General features: G+C 71.9%; 12 protein-coding genes. 8 read left to right on the top strand and 4 right to left on the bottom strand.

All coding sequences use genetic code 11. The annotated features are described in order from the left end of the window. Positions 1-89 precede the first annotated feature (89 nt). Positions 90-599, top strand: coding sequence for a hypothetical protein (locus WG209_RS04005; RefSeq protein ID WP_337173716.1), 510 nt, complete (start codon positions 90-92; stop codon positions 597-599). Positions 600-618: 19 nt separating this feature from the next. On the opposite strand, the gene WG209_RS04000 is transcribed toward WG209_RS04005, so the two are convergent. The 3 genes from WG209_RS04000 to WG209_RS03990 form a co-directional block, all read right to left on the bottom strand. Next, positions 619-1383 carry a hypothetical protein gene (locus WG209_RS04000; protein ID WP_337173715.1) on the bottom strand — a complete coding sequence of 255 codons (765 nt, stop codon included), beginning with the start codon at positions 1381-1383 and terminating at the stop codon, positions 619-621. A 154-nt stretch (positions 1384-1537) separates the two neighbouring features. Further along, positions 1538-1915: an endonuclease domain-containing protein gene (locus tag WG209_RS03995; RefSeq protein WP_337173714.1), complete on the bottom strand. Its 378-nt coding sequence runs from the start codon at positions 1913-1915 to the stop codon at positions 1538-1540. Between the two features lie 175 nt (positions 1916-2090). Further along, on the bottom strand, positions 2091-4055 hold the full coding sequence (locus WG209_RS03990) for a redoxin domain-containing protein (RefSeq protein WP_337173713.1): 1965 nt from the start codon (positions 4053-4055) through the stop codon (positions 2091-2093). 228 nt (positions 4056-4283) lie between these two features. Between WG209_RS03990 and WG209_RS03985 the strand changes: the two genes are divergently transcribed. The 6 genes from WG209_RS03985 (at position 4284) to WG209_RS03960 (ending at position 10682) form a co-directional block, all read left to right on the top strand. After that, positions 4284-5969, top strand: coding sequence for a hypothetical protein (locus tag WG209_RS03985; RefSeq protein ID WP_337173712.1), 1686 nt, complete (start codon positions 4284-4286; stop codon positions 5967-5969). A 109-nt stretch (positions 5970-6078) separates the two neighbouring features. Next, complete coding sequence (locus WG209_RS03980; RefSeq protein WP_337173711.1) at positions 6079-6357, top strand: biotin/lipoyl-containing protein; 279 nt, start codon at positions 6079-6081, stop codon at positions 6355-6357. Positions 6358-6455: 98 nt separating this feature from the next. Continuing rightward, a complete protein-coding gene (locus tag WG209_RS03975) occupies positions 6456-6944 on the top strand; it encodes an NUDIX domain-containing protein (protein ID WP_337173710.1) in 489 nt (162 codons plus the stop codon). A 369-nt stretch (positions 6945-7313) separates the two neighbouring features. Beyond that, complete coding sequence (tmk, locus tag WG209_RS03970; protein WP_337173709.1) at positions 7314-7976, top strand: dTMP kinase; 663 nt, start codon at positions 7314-7316, stop codon at positions 7974-7976. Then, positions 7948-8985 (top strand): DNA polymerase III subunit delta', encoded by a 1038-nt coding sequence (gene holB, locus WG209_RS03965; RefSeq protein ID WP_337173708.1) that lies wholly within the window; start codon positions 7948-7950, stop codon positions 8983-8985. Before tmk ends, holB begins: the two co-directional genes overlap by 29 nt. Before the next feature lie 26 nt (positions 8986-9011). Continuing rightward, positions 9012-10682, top strand: coding sequence for a thiamine pyrophosphate-dependent enzyme (locus WG209_RS03960; protein ID WP_337173707.1), 1671 nt, complete (start codon positions 9012-9014; stop codon positions 10680-10682). An 84-nt stretch (positions 10683-10766) separates the two neighbouring features. On the opposite strand, the gene WG209_RS03955 is transcribed toward WG209_RS03960, so the two are convergent. Continuing rightward, positions 10767-13400, bottom strand: a complete 2634-nt coding sequence (locus tag WG209_RS03955) for an integrin alpha (protein ID WP_337173706.1) — start codon at positions 13398-13400, stop codon at positions 10767-10769. 407 nt (positions 13401-13807) lie between these two features. Between WG209_RS03955 and WG209_RS03950 the strand changes: the two genes are divergently transcribed. Further along, positions 13808-16489: a TolC family protein gene (locus WG209_RS03950; RefSeq protein ID WP_337173705.1), complete on the top strand. Its 2682-nt coding sequence runs from the start codon at positions 13808-13810 to the stop codon at positions 16487-16489.

Here is a 16489-nt window from a genome sequence, read left to right as displayed (position 1 = left end):
GCGGATGAACTACAATGGATCGTGCGTGCCCGGATCAGGGGGCGACTTTCGCCCCGTCCGGGCCGCGAATCCGCGGGGGTCCGACGCCGATGATTGTCACTCGTTCCCGCGCCGCGGCGCTGTTCGCCTCCGCCGCGGCCTTCGTCGCGATCGCGGCCCTCTCGCCCCCGGCGGCCTCGCAGGACGGGGCCGGCCTGCTCGACCTGGCGCGGGCCACGACCGATTCGGGCATGCCGTACCCGGACCACGTCCGGCCGCAGGCGCATCACCCGCAGCAGCGGCGGAGCGTGGTGCATCACTACGCGTACCCGTATCCCGGCTACTACCACGGCGACCCCGACGCGGGCTTCCGCAACCCCGAGGGCCGGGGCCGTTACGCCGAGTTCTATACGCCCCAGGACACCGCGACCCAGGGCAAGGATCCCACCCAGGTCGCGAGCTTCGCCCGATCCAACGGCGCGCCCGACCGCGCCGAGCAGCTCGCCGCCTACAACGCCGGCACCCAGCGCTACAACGCCATCCAGCGCCACATCGACAGCTACGCCCGCCCCTACTGGGGCGCCGGCTTCGGCGTCGGGGGCTTCGGCGGCTTCTGGTAAGCCGACGACATCCTCAGAATCAGAAGTCGTCGCCCCCGCGCGGGCGCTGGGGCGCGGCGGGCTTCCTGGCGGCCTTGGGGGCGTCGGCGAGCTTCTTGAGGTACTTCTCGGGGGACTCCAGGAACTCGTCGCGGCAGCCGGAGCAGCAGATGGGGTACGACTTGCCCTGGTAGGTCAGCGACATCGCCGCCGCGCCGCCGGTGACGACGCATTCGGGCCGGTCGGCCCGGCTCGACCCGGCGGCGAAGGTCTCGCCTTCCTTGGTGAGCCCGGTCTCCAGCACCTTGCGGAACGCCCCCGCGCGCGACGCCCGGCGCTCGGCGGAGAGGGTGTAGCGGACGTAGTTGGCGTTCGGCCGGATGGTGATCCGCTCGGCGGGCTTGCCGGGCGGGACGCCCTGGCGGTCGAGCGTCAGCAGCTTGCCGCCGCCGTCGAGCTTCCCCTCGTAGACGACCCCGTCGCCCCCCTCGGCGGCCTCGGCCGTCAGGACGTAGACCTCGCGGGCCTGGTCGTACGCGAGCTTGCCGGCCTTCAGGGTTTTGGAGTTCTCCAACGCGACCGACATCCCCACGGGCTTGCCGTCGGCGAAGGTCCAGGCCCAGGCGTGGGTCTCGGTCCACCCCCGCACGCGCTGGGATGGATCCTCCCGGTTCACCCCCTGCCCCTTCCAGCTCCCCACCAGGTATTCCAGCGGGGCGAACGGCGCGGGGATCGCCCGGTCGTCGGCCGGGGCCGGGGCCGCGATCAGGGCGAAGGCCAGGGCGAAGGCCAGGAGGTTTCGCATCGGCGGTCGGGCTCCGGGAGGGTCGAGATAGGTCGATGTTAACGTCCCCTCTCCCGCCGGGAGAGGGTGGCCCGAAGGGCCGGGTGAGGGTCGCCGGACTGTAGACATAGCGGCGGTTCCGGACTTCCGGCGGCCCTCACCCGCCGCTGCTCGGCTACTCAGCCCGGTGGGAAGAGGAGATGAGGAGACGGCGAATACCTTCCAGCACGCCATCCAGTTCGGCCAGGACGTCATCGTTCGTGTATCGGACGACACGTAATCCGCGGGCACGTAGCCACTCGTCCCTGCGGGAATCATACGCGCCGCGGTCCTCATGGCTCTCGCCGTCGATCTCGACGACCAGTCCGTGCTCGGCCGAGTAGAAGTCGAGGATGTATTCGCCGAGCACGACCTGCCGGCGGAACTTGGCACCGGCCAGCCGCCCGTTTCTCAAGGCGGCCCAGAGCAACTGTTCGGGACGGGTCGCCTCGCGGCGGAGCCGACGAGCCCGGCGGAGCGATTCCGGATCGGTGGGATGGTGGTTGTTCGGCATGGTCGCGGCCGGAGGGGGGCATACGTCACACGTGTCGGAGGCCGCTGCGGCGCGAGGGTCGGGAACGGTAGCTATCTCTACTGATCCGACGACCCTCACCCGCCGCTGCGCGGCTGCCCTCTCCCGGCGGGAGAGGGGACGAAATTCACCCCAGCCGCGTCAGGATTGGCGTACGTCACTCCGCGGCCGGCTTGTTCGCCGCCGGGGGGCGGCGGAAGAGGCCCTGGACGAGGGAGACGGCGGGGCTCCGGGGGGGGCGGAGGCCTTCGATGATGTTGGCGCGGGTGAGGCCTTCGCCGACGGGCAGGTCGACGTCGATGTAGCCGATCATCATCTCCTCGAAGGTCTGCTCGCCCCAGCGGACGGTCTTGGTCGGGTCGGGGTTGCTGGGGTTGTCGGCCGAGTTGTCGAAGTGGGCCGTGCAGTCGATGACCGTGCCGGCGGGGAGGGTCATCGGCTCTTTCAGCGTGTAGTAGCTCTGCCAGCCGAAGTCGTACGACGGGACCGACAGCAGGGTCGCGGGCTCCTCGCCGGGCCTCGTCACCACGTACTCGAAGCTCTTGCCCCGGACGTGCATGTGGGGGAACAGGCTCAGCAGCCGGACCTCCTTCGGCACCTTGAACGTGGCCGTGACCGGGACGTTGGGCTCGCCGGGGGGGATGACGAATCGCGGCTGGGCGATCGGCACCGTGTACGCCTCGCGGGTCACGGGGCCCTTGGCGAGGATCAGGCCGAGCTTGCTGCGGTCCTGGCGGGCCTTGCCGTTCGGGGTGTAGTGCAGCTCGAACAGGAAGTCGCTGCCGGCGGGGATCTTCTTGGCCGTCCCCTGGGGGAGATCCGTCGGCATGTCCCCGGGCGCGTAGCCGCAGAGGTGGGAGCCCCCCAGGCCCGCCCGACGCCGCCCGGTGTGGTCGTCGACGTAGACGATGACGTGGTGGACGACCGACCTCTCGCTCGGCATGATCTCGGCGGCGCGGACCCAGACGTCCTCCTTGAAGTTCGACGGGACGCGGACGTGGACGTAGTTCATCACCCCTTGCGCCGGGATGGACTGGGCCTCGGGGATCTCGAAGACCAGGTCGGGCTCGCCGATCGACCAGCCCTCGGGATAGTCCTTCGCGGGGGGGAGTTCCCGGGGGTCGCCCAGCGGCAGGCCCTGGTCGATCCAGGCGAGGAGCCGGGCGCGCTGGTCGGCGGAGAGGCTGCGGTCGTTGGCGAACTCGCCGTGGCGGGGGTCGGCGTGCCAGGGGGGCATCCTGCGCTCGTCGACGACCTCGCGGATCATGGCCGAGTGCTTCCGGATCTCGTCGTAGCTCGTCAGCGGGAACGGGGCGACCTGCCCCGGCCGGTGGCAGGACTGGCACTTCTCCTGGATGATCGCGGCGGCGGACGAGGCGAACGTCACCGGGCCGACATCCTCCGGCGAGGGGCCCTCGGCGTCTCGTAGGTGGCGGATCTCGTCGGCGGGGACGCGGACGCGCCGGGCTTCGGCCTTCGCGGCCTCGGGCTTCGGCGCGACCCGCTCGATCAGGCAGCCGGCGACCTCCGTGGCCGCGACCTCGACGGGGCGGCGGGCCAGGACGGACTCGATCGCCTCGCGGAGATGATGGCGCGTCGGATCGGGCTTGCGCTTGCCGATGACGTACTGGTCGTCCACCGAGCCTCGGTAGCGGACGGTCGCCGAGCCGTCCAGCAGGACGACCTCCGGGGTGCGCTCGGCCATCAGGGCGTCGGCCACGCGGTTGTCGGGATCCTTGAGGATGGGGAATTCGATGCCGAACTCCTCCGCCTTGGCGGCGATCTCCTCCTCGGTGTCGTGGGCGTTGGAGTCGATCGCCAGGAAGACGATGCCCTTCGGGGCGAACTCCCGGTGCAGCTCCGCCAGGCGAGGGTAGTACAGGTCGCCGACGGGGCACTCGGTCCCGACGAAGGCGATCACGGCGCCCGCCTTGCCGCCGAAGCCGTAGAGCCGGACGTCGGCCTTGGTCGTCGCGTCCTTCAGCGTGAAGTCCGCCGCCCGGACGCCGACCATGCGGTCCAGGGCCGGCGTCTCCTCGTCATCGGCCCAGGCGCGGGGGATCGCCAGGGCGGCGGCGATCGTCAGCAGGGCCGCCGTCGGTATCCGTGCGGAACGGAGCATTCAGTGACCTCGGATGGGATTGATGACGAGCCCTCGGCCCCGGGCGGCCGAAAGCGACCTTGTACGAAACCGGGATACCCCATAATACACGCGATGCGCCGTGGCGTCGGCGCGCGCACGCGCGGTCGGAGGCGCCGCGCCCAATGATTACCCTCCCGCCCCCGCGAAGGTTTCTCGTCCGCGAGTTTCCGGAACACGACGGGCCCACGAACCACGGAGAGATCCCAGATGAGCACGGACGCTCGCGCCGCCGACATCGCCGCGCCTCTGGTGCCGTTGGAGGCCGGAATTTCGACGGGCGAGGACGACCGCTGGTTCGTCCGCGCGAGCTGGATGCTCGTGGGGCTGGGGCTCCTGGTCCGGCTCGTCCGGTTCGCGGTCGACTACCCCATCTGGCACGACGAGGCGTTCCTGGCCGCGAGCCTGTGGGACCGCGGCCCCGCCGAGCTGGCCCGGCCGCTCGAATACGGCCAGGTCGCGCCCTGGATGTTCCTGGTCGTGGAACGGCTCTTCGTGGCGACACTCGGCTACAACGAGATGACGCTCCGCCTGTTCCCGACGCTCTGTGGCATGGCCAGCCTGGTGGTCTTTCGGCACGTGGCCTCGCGGATGCTGCGGGGCTGGGGGCTGGTGCTGGCGACGGGCGCGCTGGCCGTCGCGTTCTACCCGATCCGCCACGGCAACGAGATCAAGCCCTACGCGACCGACCTGCTGGCGGCGACGGTCCTCCTGGCGTTCGCCGTCGAGTACCTCCGGCGGCCGGACCGGTCGCGGTGGTGGTGGATCGCCGCGGCGACGACGCCCGTCCTGCTGGGGCTGTCGTATCCGGCCGTGTTCGTCGCCGGGGGGGTGGCCGCGGCGCTCGCGCCGACGGTCCTGCTCCGGGGGAGCAATCGGGTCCGCGCGGCGTTCGTGGCCTACGGCCTGGCGATGGTCGCGTCGTTCGGGGTGATCTACCTGGCGGCGACCTCCTCGCAGCAACAGGCGATGGGGGACCATTACCGCTTCGGATACTGGCGAGAGTCGTTCCCGCCGCTGGACGCTCCCCTGTGGATCCCCGCCTGGCTGCTGGACGTCCACGCCGGGAACCTGGCGGCATACCCGGTGGGGGAGCGTCGCGGGGGCAGCGCCGCGACCCTGATCTGCGCGATCGTCGGCGTGCTGGCCCTGTGGCGGTCGGGCCGCCGCGCGACCGCCGGCGTGCTGCTGGCGCCGTTCGGGATGGGGCTGGTCGCGGCGTTCCTGGGGAAATACCCCTACGGGGGCGAGGCGCGGGTGGTCCAGTACCTGGCGCCGTCGATCTGCCTGACGGCCGGGCTCGGGATGGCCGCGCTGGCCGCGAGGCTCCGACGCCCCGGCGCGGCGGAGCGCGTCCCGCGGCTCCTCCTGGGGGCGATGGTCGCGCTGGGGGCGGGGCTGATCGTCAAGGACCTGGCGATGCCCTATCGCGTCTACAAGGACGTGAAGGCCCGCGAGTTCGCGCGCGAGTTCTGGGCCGAGCAGGCCCGCGACGCCGACCTCGCCTGCGCGAAGGTCGACCTCGGCGTGGAGATCGACCCGCACTCGTGGAAGGCGGGGATGTCGGCGGTTTATTTGTTCCACCAGCGGCTTTATTCGCCGAGGCATCGCGCCGGGGAGCCGTTCCGGGCGACGCCCGATTCCTGGTCGGAGGGGCGTCCGCTGCGGCTGGTGCTGTACCGGGACTTCTCCGCCGACGACCCGAACATGCAGGCGCTGCTGATCGCCATGGGCCGCGACTACGAGCTGCTCGACGCGCGCGAGTACGTGGTGGATCCGGGGCCGACGAGGGAGTCGTGGCTGCGCGACGCCTACGGGGTGTTCGACTTCGTCCCCCGGCGGGGGGATGGGGAGGAGACGGCCGCCGGCGCGGTCGAGGGGGCCGGGCGGTTCTAAAACCGTTGGTTGTCTCTGGCCTTCGGGGCGACGCGGGGATAAGCTGAGAGGTGAAGTGGGCGCGAGGCCTCTCCCGGCCAGGGGGGGGCGTCGCGACCCGAGGTTGACGATGTCACAATTCGTCGCGACGGGGCCCGTCATGCACGTGGAGGCGGTGATCCTTCCGGAGCTTGGGGCGGGACCCGAAACGCCGATCGTCGTCAGCTACTGGTACGTCGGGCGAGGCGGCTTCGTTTGGGAGGGGGAGCGTCTGGTCGAGATTTCGGCCGGCCCCCTGACCTTCGACGTCCCCGCGCCGGCGACCGGACGCCTCGTCGAGATCCGCGGCCGGGAAGACGACCTCGTGAAGCCGGGGGCGATCCTCGGCTACGTCGCGCCGGCCGAGTGAGATCGGGCGGAGGCGTCCGGGATCCGGGCGACGACCGGGGCGTCGGCGGTCGCGGCGACGTCACGCGCTGGCGCTAGCTTGTCAGGTCGCCGTCGGTCATGACCACGTTTCACGAACGATCCGCGGGCGTCATCCCCTATCATCGCGGCGAGGACGGGAGCTACAGCTTCCTGGTCCTCCACTCCGCGACGGTGAGGAACCCCCGCGCGAAGTGGGAATTCCCCAAGGGGGGCGTCGAGGCCGGCGAGTCCACGCGCCAGGCCGCCGGCCGCGAGTTCCAGGAGGAGACCAGCCTGTCGGAGTGGGAGTTCCGCGAGGGCTTCGAACGCACCCTCTCGTACACCTACATCCGGCGCGGGCGGAAGGTGGTCAAGACGGTGGTCTACTACCTGGTGTGCGTCCGCGCCCCCATCCTGCCGACGCCCTCGCTGGAGCACGTCGAGGATCCCCACGGGCACTGGTACCACTGGGGGAGCTTCGAGGAGATCAACCGCCTCCTCTACCATACCAAGATCCGCCAGGTCTTCGCCGACGCCCAGGCCTGGCTCCTCGACGCCGACCGCGACGGCCCGCCGGCGGGGGATTGAGCTTGGAGGGCGGGGCGTCCGGTCGCGCGAACGCGGGCTACGATACCCATCCTTCGCCCCCCTGGTGGTGCTCCGTCGAAAACCACGATGGAGCCGGGACGGGCCTCCCATCACCCCTCGTGGGAGAAGGTGGCCGAAGGCCCGATGAGGGGGGGACCGGCCCCGCATCCCCCGGCCCGCGAGGGATGCCAATCCGACGGCCGCCGCTCGCGCCTCCCTCATCCGCCCCTACGGGGCACCTTCTCCCCCGAGGGGAGAAGGGAGGCATGGCAGCAGTTCCATCCCGCCGCCGATGCGCCGCCCCCAGGGCGGTCGCCGCTCGCCTTGGGGCCATCGCGGGGGTAGGATGCCATCAAGGAGGATCGCCGCGTGACGACCCAGGCCAATGAGACGCCCCGGCCCCATCCGGGGTTCTTCCTCGCCCTCGAAGGGCCCGACGGCGGCGGCAAGTCGACGCAGGCCGCGCGGGCGGCGGACTGGCTGCGCTCGCTGGACTTCGACGTGGTCGCCTGCCGGGATCCCGGCGGCACGGCCCTGGGCGAACGCCTCCGCGCCGTGATCCTCGCCGACGAGTCGGTCCACCCGACGATGCGGGCCGAGATGCTCCTCTACATGGCGAGCCGGGCGCAGCTCGTGGACCAGGTGGTGCGGCCGGCGCTGGCGGCTGGGCGGATCGTGGTCTCGGACCGGTTCCTGCTCTCCAACATCGTGTATCAGGGGGTCGCCGGGGGGCTGGACGCGGCCGAGGTCGCGCGGGTCGGCGCGGCGGCGACCGGCGGCCTGCTCCCGGACCTGACGCTGATCCTGGACGTCGCGCCGGAGGTCGCCCGCGAGCGGACGGGCCCGGCGCGCGACCGGATCGAGCGCCGGCCGGCGGAATATCAGGCGAAGGTGCGCGCGGGGTTCCTGAACCCCGCGGGGCTGTACGACGCCCCGGTCGTCACGATCGACGCCGGGGCCGGGCCGGACGCGGTGTTCGGGCGGATTCAGCGGGAGGTGGAACGTGTCCTGGGGCTCGGTTCGCGGCCATGACCGCGTGGTCGACGAGTTGCGGAGGGCCGCCCGCTCGGGCCGGTTCCCGCACGCGTTGCTGTTCGTCGGCCCCGAGGGGGTCGGCAAGCGGACGTTCGCGCTGCGGCTGGCCCAGGCGCTCCTGTGCGAGGAGCGGCCCGAGGCCGAGCTGGAGCCCTGCGGCTCGTGCCCCGGCTGCGCGCAGGCCGAGGCCCAGACCCACCCAGACCTGCTCACGGCCGGCCGGCCCGAAGACAAGCAGGAGCTGCCGATCAAGGTGATCCGCGACCTCTGCGACGACTTCGCCCTGAAGCCGGCGCGCGGGGGCCGCAAGGTGGCGATCGTCGACGACGTGGACTCCATGAACGAGGAGGCGGCCAACGCCTTCCTCAAGACGCTGGAGGAGCCCCCCCCCGGCGCGGTGCTGGTCCTGCTGGGGACCTCCGCGGAGCGGCAGCTGGAGACCGTCGTCTCGCGCTGCCAGGTCGTCCGGTTCGACCCCCTGCCGGTCGAGGTGCTGGCCGAGGCGCTCCTGGAGCGGGGGGTCGCGACGGAGCCGTCCGAGGCGACCCGGCTGGCGACGCTGGCCGACGGCAGCTTCGGCCGCGCGGTCGGCCTGGCGGCCCCCGACCTGGGGCGCTATCGCCGCGACCTGATCGACGGCCTGGCCTCCGAGGGGGGGATCGACCCGGCAGAGCAGGTGAAGCGGCTGGACGCCTTCGCCAAGCAGGCGGGCAAGGAGTCCGCCGCGCAACGCCGGCGCGTGCGGCTTATGCTTTGGGAGCTGGCGCGACTGTTCCGGGGGGTCCTCTGGCAGACCGCCGGGCTGGAGCCCCCCTCCCCCGACCCCGACGACCGCCGCGCCATCGCCCGGCTGGCCGAGCGGCTGGAGCCGGAGGACGTCTTCATCCTGGCGGAGCGGGCCATGGACGCGGACTTCCACGTCCAGCGCAACCTGTACATGCCCCTGGTGCTCGAATCGCTGTTCCACGACCTGGCGAAGGTCGTCAACCGTCCGGGCCGGCCCTGACGCCGGCCTCGGGAGAGGAGGCCGCGATGTCCCAGCCGCCGCGCGAGTCCACGTCCATCGGCCGCTACCTCGTCGACCGGATCGCCGGCCTGGGGGTCGATCACGTCTTCGGAATCCCGGGCGATTACGTCCTGGGGCTGTACAAGCTGCTGGAGGAGAGCCCGATCCGGCTGGTGGGGACCACGCGCGAGGACAACGCCGGCTACGCGGCCGACGCCTACGCGCGGATCCGGGGCCTGGGGTGCGTCTGCGTGACGTACTGCGTCGGCGGGCTCTCCACGGCCAACAGCATCGCCGGGGCGTTCGCGGAGAAGTCGCCGGTCGTCGTCTTGAGCGGGTCGCCCGGGATCGGCGAGCGGGCGCGGAACCCGCTGCTGCACCACAAGGTCAAGACGTTCGAGACCCAGTTCGACGTCTTCCGCCAGTTCACCGCCGCCGCCGCCGTCCTCGACAACCCGGAGACGGCCTTCGCCGAGATCGACCGCGTGCTCGACGCCGCGCTCCGGTACAAGCGGCCGGTCTACCTGGAGCTGCCCCGCGACCTCGTCCACGAGGTCCCCGAGGCGCCCCACCGCCGCCGCGAGGCCCCCCCGGAGAGCGACCCCGACGCCCTCCGCGAGGCGCTCGACGAGGCCGAGTCGATGCTGGCCGCCGCCCGGCGGCCGATGATCCTGGCCGACGTGGAGGTCAACCGCTTCCACCTCCAGGACGACCTGATCGAGCTGGCCGAGGCGACCGGGATGCCGTTCGCCACCACGATCCTGGGCAAGAGCGTGGCGTCCGAGGCCCACCCGCTGTTCGCCGGCGTCTACGAGGGGGGCATGGGCCGGCCCGAGGTCACGGAGTTCGTGGAGTCGTCCGACTGCCTGCTGATGCTCGGCTGCTTCATGACCGACATCAACCTCGGCGCGTTCACCGCCAACATCGACCCGTCGCGCTGCATCGACGCGACCAGCGAGGATCTGCGGATCCGACGCCACCACTACCGCGACATCCGCCTGGACGACTTCATCCGCGGCCTGATCGGCCGGCGGATGACCGTCGCCCGGAGGCCGATCCCGCCGCGGACCAACCCGTTCGCCGGCGTGGAGATCGGCCCGGGGGACTCGCCCGCGACGTCGTCGAAGCTCTTCGCGCGGCTCAACCGCCTGCTGAAGGGGACCACCGGGACGACGGTGATCGCCGACGTGGGAGACTCGCTGTTCGGGGCGGCCGACCTGGAGATGGACCGCCGCAACGAGTTCCTCGCCCCGGCGTACTACGCCTCCATGGGCTTCGGCGTGCCGGCGGCCGTCGGGGCGAACATGGCCGCGCCGGGGTCTCGGGTGCTCGTGATCGTGGGTGACGGCGCGTTCCAGATGACGGGGATGGAGCTGGCCACCGTCGCGCGGCACGGCTTCAACCCCATCATCGTGGTCCTCAACAACCACGGCTACACCACCGAGCGGTTCCTGCTGGAGGGCTCGTTCAACGACGTGCACAACTGGCAATACCACCGCGTCCCGGAGGTCCTGGGGACCGGACTCGGGATGGAGGTCCGCACCGTGGCCGAGCTGGACGCCGCGCTGGAGCGCGCGTGGGCCAACACGTCGAGCTTCAGCCTGCTGAACGTCCACCTGGAGAAGACCGACCGCAGCCCGGCCCTGGGGCGGCTGACCGCCCGCATGAGCCAGCTCGTCCGCGGCGAGCGTCCCTGACGCCGGATCGTTCGAAACGCCGACGGGCCGGCCCCCCGGGTGGGGGCCGGCCCGCGACGGACGGCGACGCGGCCGGGGGCGCGATCAGTCGCGGAGGTGGCTGCGGTTGTTGTACCGCTGGACCTTGGCCTGGACCGGCACGACGCGGCCCTGGTGGTGCCAGGCGTAGTTCTTGCCGTTCTGGAACTTGCCGCGGGTGAAGACGTCGCTCCCCAGGGTCCAGATGCCCCGCCCGGCGTCGCTCCGGCCGCTGTGGGTCTGCCGGCCCTGGATCCTCTGGCCGTGGAAGGCCTGGAGCCGCTGGCGGAAGCCCCCCTGCGGGAGGTACTGCCCCATGGCGACGCTGACCGGGATCGGGGCGTAGTTGAACCGCGAGAGGGACGCGATCGTCGGCGTCATCGCGCCGCCGAAGTGCGACTGGAACGTCACCGGGGTGAAGGCGCCCGGCGGGACCGCCACGGCGACGCCGCCGCCGCCCCCGCCGCCGCCCCCGCCGCCGCCGGTGTTCACCTGCGTCGTCGCGCCGAAGGGCTGGAGGGGGTCGTCGGCGTCGGCGTTGGTGAGGCCGGACACCGTGAAGGTGGAGATCCCGCTGGGGAGGTTGAGCCGCGACCGGGGCGAGATGGTGATGATCGCCCGGTTGGGGTTCGTCGGGTCGGCGGCGACCGTCGCGTTCGGGAACGCGACGCCGTTGACCACGATGGACGTCGGGTCGATGTCGGTCGCCGGGTTGAAGGTGCCGCCGGAGGGGGTGGTCCCGCCGACGATGACGATCCGCACCTCGTCGGGCGTCGTGGCGCTGATGCGGAAGGGGGCGGTCGTCGCGTTGTCGATCTGGATGATCTGGCCGACGATGACGTTGGAGGCCGGCGGGATGCCGACGAGGTTGGTGATCGCGGCGCCCTCGACGATCATGCCGGCGCCGGCGAGGTTGGCCGAGGGGGTGATGGTGAAGCCCGGGGCGCCGACGATGAAGTCGCCCAGGAGGTCGCCGTCGGCCGTGAACCGCTGGCCCGAGGAGAGCAGCCGGCCGGAGACCGACGAGCCGAACCGGGTCGGGTAGGTCGCGACCGGGAAGGCCGGGGTGGTCGCGGTGAGCTGCAGGCCGGCCAGGGTGTTGGGGTTCTCGGCGTCGGTCAGCGAGAAGACGCCGGTGTAGAGCCCGCCGTGGCCGGGCAGGTAGTAGGCGGCGCCGCGCTCGCCCAGGTAGCCCGGCGAGCCCACCAGGATGCCGTTGGGCTGCCCGCGGCGGACCGCGGCGGCGGCCGAGACCGAGTAGCCCGCCTCGTCGCCCGGCGCCGTGCCGACGACGGTGAACGAGCTGATCCCCGCGGGGATGGCGTCGACGGCGAAGGCGCCGGAGACGGCGTGGTTGCGGGCGCCGTAGATCAGCACCGCGCGGCCGGCGCTGGCGACGAAGCCGGGCCCGCCGACGATGAAGTCGCCGATGTTGTCGTTGTTGAAGTCGCCGGCCCCGGCGACGGAGAAGCCGAACGCCTCGCCGGCCGACCCGGCGATCGCGGCGCCGGCCACGGGCGCGGGGGTGGAGCCGGAGGCGGTGCCGACGCGGGCGAGGGAGAGCGAGCGGTAGCCGTTGGTGACTATCGCCTGGTTGGTCAGGTTGCCGCCGTAGACGAGATACGCCGCGCCGCCGACGCCGACCCCCGGCGCCCCGATGATCAGGTCGGCCACGCCGTCGGAGTTGACGTCGCCGCCGGAGCCGCCGACGGAGAAGCCGGCCTGGCTGCCGCCGCCGGGACCGGCGATCACCAGCCCGGGGACGCTCCCCTGGCCGATCGCAGTGACGTCGATGGTCTGCGGCGTGGTCGGCAGGTTGTTGGCCGACATGACGTACACGCCGCCGGAGATCGTCGAGCCGCTGATCGACGCCGCCGGGGCGCCGATCGCGATGGCGCCGGAGCCGTCGTTGAGGAAGTTGCCGATCCCCGCCACCGAGGCGCCGAGCTGCGAGTTCAGCCCGGAGCTGACGAACGTGACCACGGTCACGCCGGCCGCCTGCGCCGACGCCGGGTCGTCCAGGTCGATCGTCTTGTTCGTCAGGGTGGCCAGGTTGGTCGCGCCGTAGACGAGGTACGCCCGGCCGGTGCCGACGCCGCTGACGAACGTGCCGGCCGAGGTCCCGCCCGGCGCCCCGATCAGGAACGCCCGCGTGCCGCGGATCACCCCCGCGTCGGCCACCGAGGCGCCGAGCTGCGAGTTCGGCTGCTGGCTGGTGATGAAGGTCACGCCGTTGAAGTTGTAGGCGTCGGTCGTCGAGCCGGTGATCGGGTTGGCCTGGGTCACCGAGCCGAGCTGCGGCAGGTTGCCGACCCGGCCGTCCGGCGTGACGTTGAGCCAGTCGGCGGTCCGCGGCCCGGCGGTCGTGTTCTCCTGCGAGCCGAAGACCAGGTACGCGGCGGCCCTCGTGTTCGTCCCCGTCTGGTTGAGGGCCGGGGCGCCGATCAGGAAGGAGTCGTATCCGCTGTTGTTGACGCTCCCCAGGTTCGCCACGCTGGTGCCGGCGCCCTGCAGCGCGTCGGCCGAGTTGACCATCGCGATGCCCACGTTGCCGCCGGCGATGTTCGGCAGGGCCGGCGGGGCCGTCCCCCCCAGGTCGATCGACAGCAGGACCTTCGCTTCCAGGGCCTCGCTCTTGGGGACGCACTTCACCGGCTTGCGCCGCGCGCCGAGTCCAGGACCGCGCTTGCCGTATAGCATCTGGAGACTCCCTTCTCCCAGGCTTCGTTCCGCGTTCCCGCACGCGAGGCGTCTCGCCGCGGCGCCGGCGCGGCGGCCGTCCCTCGTGGGGCTCGCCGGGGCGACGACTTCGGCCGTCGTCCCGGACGGGCTCGGCGCGCTTCCGGCGCCAGGGGGCCCGATTGACTCTTGGGATTTCGGCCTTGACGACCCCCCCGCTGAACAGGAAACCCCGCCGGACGCCGCCGGACCTCGCGGGGCCCCCGCGCCTTCGGCTCAACTCGCGCAACCCGCACGCCCGATACAACCGTTGACGCGGCGGCCGAACCCGGCGCGGCCCGGCCGGTCCGGGCCCGACGCCCGGTCGCGGCGCCGCGGCGCGCCCGGTGGGGCGGTGGTCCGTAGGTAAGCCAGTCGAGGCGAGAAGAATGGCCGAAAAAACGATCACATCCCCGGGCGGCGCGCCGGCGAGGCTCGGCGCGCTGCCGATCCTGCTCGCGGCCGTGCTGGGGACCCAACCGGGATGCACGCGCGAATTCTTCCGCGACTGGGCGAACCAGGACGTCACGGAAGCGATCTTCGAGAAGAGTCGCGACCCGCGCTGGCGGCTCGACACCTTCTCGGTGGAGCCCCCCGCCCTCTCGCGCTACGCCGACCCCTACGACCAGGACTTCCCCCCGGCGCCCCCCGACGACCCGGCCGCCGAGGCCCTCTCCCCCATGCCCCAGTGGCCCGACAACCGGCTCATCGTGCCGGCCGAGGGGACCGGCTACATCGAGATGCTGGAACGCTGGGACGATGAGCGCCGCGCCCAGGCCGCGCTCACGCCCCCGCGCGACCCGGCCCCGGAGATCCCGACGCCGACGCCCCCGCCCGGCCCGCCCGAGACCCCCTCGCCGTTCAACCGGCCCGGGGAGGAGCCCCCGCCCGGCCCCGTCCCCGTCTCGGCCAGCCTGGACAGGCCCCGCGACCCCGAGGCGGCCCCCGTCCTGATCGGCGACGCCCGGCCCAAGATCCCGCCGCCTCGCCGCGACCTGGCCCTGAAGCCCGCCGGGCTCCAGCAAGACCCCTCCACCGACCCGGACCGCCCGCTCTCCCCCGCGCCCGCCACCCCCCTGGACCCCAACCCCCTGGGGCGCGACCTGGCCGACCCGAACCTCCCGCGGCCCGACCGGATGATCCCCGAGCGCGGCGACGGCGCCTTCACCCAGGAGCAGGCGGCCGAGCTCTCCGGCATCCTCGTCCCCACGATCCCCCGGCTCGACGAGGCCGCCGCCGCCGGGCTGCCCCCGGGCGCCAAGTACTACAAGGTGAACATGCAGCAGGCGTTCACCCTGGCCCTCATCAACAGCCGCTACTACCAGGTGCAGCTCGAGGCGCTCTACTCCTCGGCCCTGTCGGTGACGCTCCAGCGGTTCGCCTTCCAGCCCCAGTTCTACGCCGGCCTGTCCCCCCAGGCGAGCCCCCTGGGAGCGGGGTTCCCGGCGCTGAACCCGGCGAACGTCTTCAACTACCAGACGCGCTACGCCCCCGGCGGCCAGTTCTCGACGCTGCAGCTGGGCGAGGTGGCGGGCGTGGGCAAGCTGCTGAACTCGGGCGGGCGGCTGCTGGCGGGGTTCGCCAACCAGGTCGTGTTCAACCTCGTCGGGAGCCGACCGTTCCAGCCGACGGTGCAGTCGTCGCTGCCGCTGACGTTCGTCCAGCCGCTGCTGCGCGGCGGCGGCCGGGCCGTGACCCTGGAGGCCTTGACGCTGGCGGAGCGGTCGCTGCTGTACCAGGTGCGCTCGTTCGCCCGGTTCCGCCAGGAATTCATCGTGTCGGTGCTGATCGCCGGCTCGGTGCAGAACCTGGGCTCGACGTTCGCCCTGGCCGGCTTCTCCAGCGCCGGCAACACCGACCCGGTCGTCGGGTTCATCCCGGTGGTGCTCAACGCCGCCCAGATCGAGATCGACAAGCGGAACGTCGCCACGCTGGAGCAGATCGTCAACCTGTACCAGCAGCTCATCGACGGCGAGGCGTCGGGCCTGACGCAGCTCCAGGTCGACCAGGCCCAGAACTCGCTGATCAACGGCCGCCGGCAGCTCGCGCAGGACATCCTGACGTACCGCAACAGCCTCGACAGCTTCAAGATGCAGATGGGCCTGCCGACCGACACGCCGCTGATCGTCGACCTCGGGCTCTACCAGCCGTTCAAGGACGTGTACACCGAGCTGGACGCCTGGCAGCGCAACCCGAGGCGCGACCTGAAGGAGCTGCCGCGGATCGTGGGCAACGTGCCGTCCCTGGAGGACGTCGTGATCGACGGCCGCTCGGTCCTCGCCCCCTACAAGAACGAGTCCGGGGAGGCCCAGGAGGACAACCTGGAGGACATCCTCCAGGCGGCCGTGCGGACGGCGCTGGAGCACCGCCTGGACATGATGAACAACCGGGCCCAACTCTACGACGCCTGGCGACAAATACGTTTCCGGGCGAACGCCCTCAAGGGTATACTCAACGTAGGCCTCACCAACCAGGTGCTGACCCCCCCCACGACAACCAACCCGTTCGGCTTCGACTCCCGGGCCCAGCAGCTGAGCCTGGTCCTGAACGCGGAGCTCCCCCTGATCCGGCTCTCCGAGCGTAACGCCTTCCGACAGGCGATCATCGACTACCAGCGCCAGCGTCGGAGCCTGCAATCCCAGGAAGACGCCCTGAAATTGAACCTTCGCCAGTCCGTCCGCCAGATGCAAATCGCCTATTACCAGTATGAGATCTCCAAGCAGCAGCTGGAACTCCAGGCGCGGCTGAAGGACCAGGCGTTCGAGCAGCTGGTGGCGCCCCCGGCGGCCACCTCGGGGAACAACCTGGCGGCGACGGCCAACGCGGCGGCCCAGACCCAGAACCTCCTCCAGGCCCAGTCGCAGCTGATCGGCCAGCAGGGGACGCTCCTGTCCGGTTGGCGGTCCTTCCAGACCGCCCGCCTGACGCTCTATCGCGACATCGGCACCTTGCCCTACGACGAATGGGAGGCGTTCAGTGAACTTTTCCCTGCAGAATACCGAGGCCCCAGCCTCGGGCCCGGCACGAGCGACCCGCGACCTGCCGCCCCTGCAGCGCCCGAGACGCCGTAA

This window comes from Paludisphaera sp. (assembly GCF_037189885.1).
GTDB lineage: Bacteria > Planctomycetota > Planctomycetia > Isosphaerales > Isosphaeraceae > Paludisphaera.
Note: the sequence above shows the minus strand (reverse complement) of the source record. Positions and strands in the feature narration are given on the sequence as shown.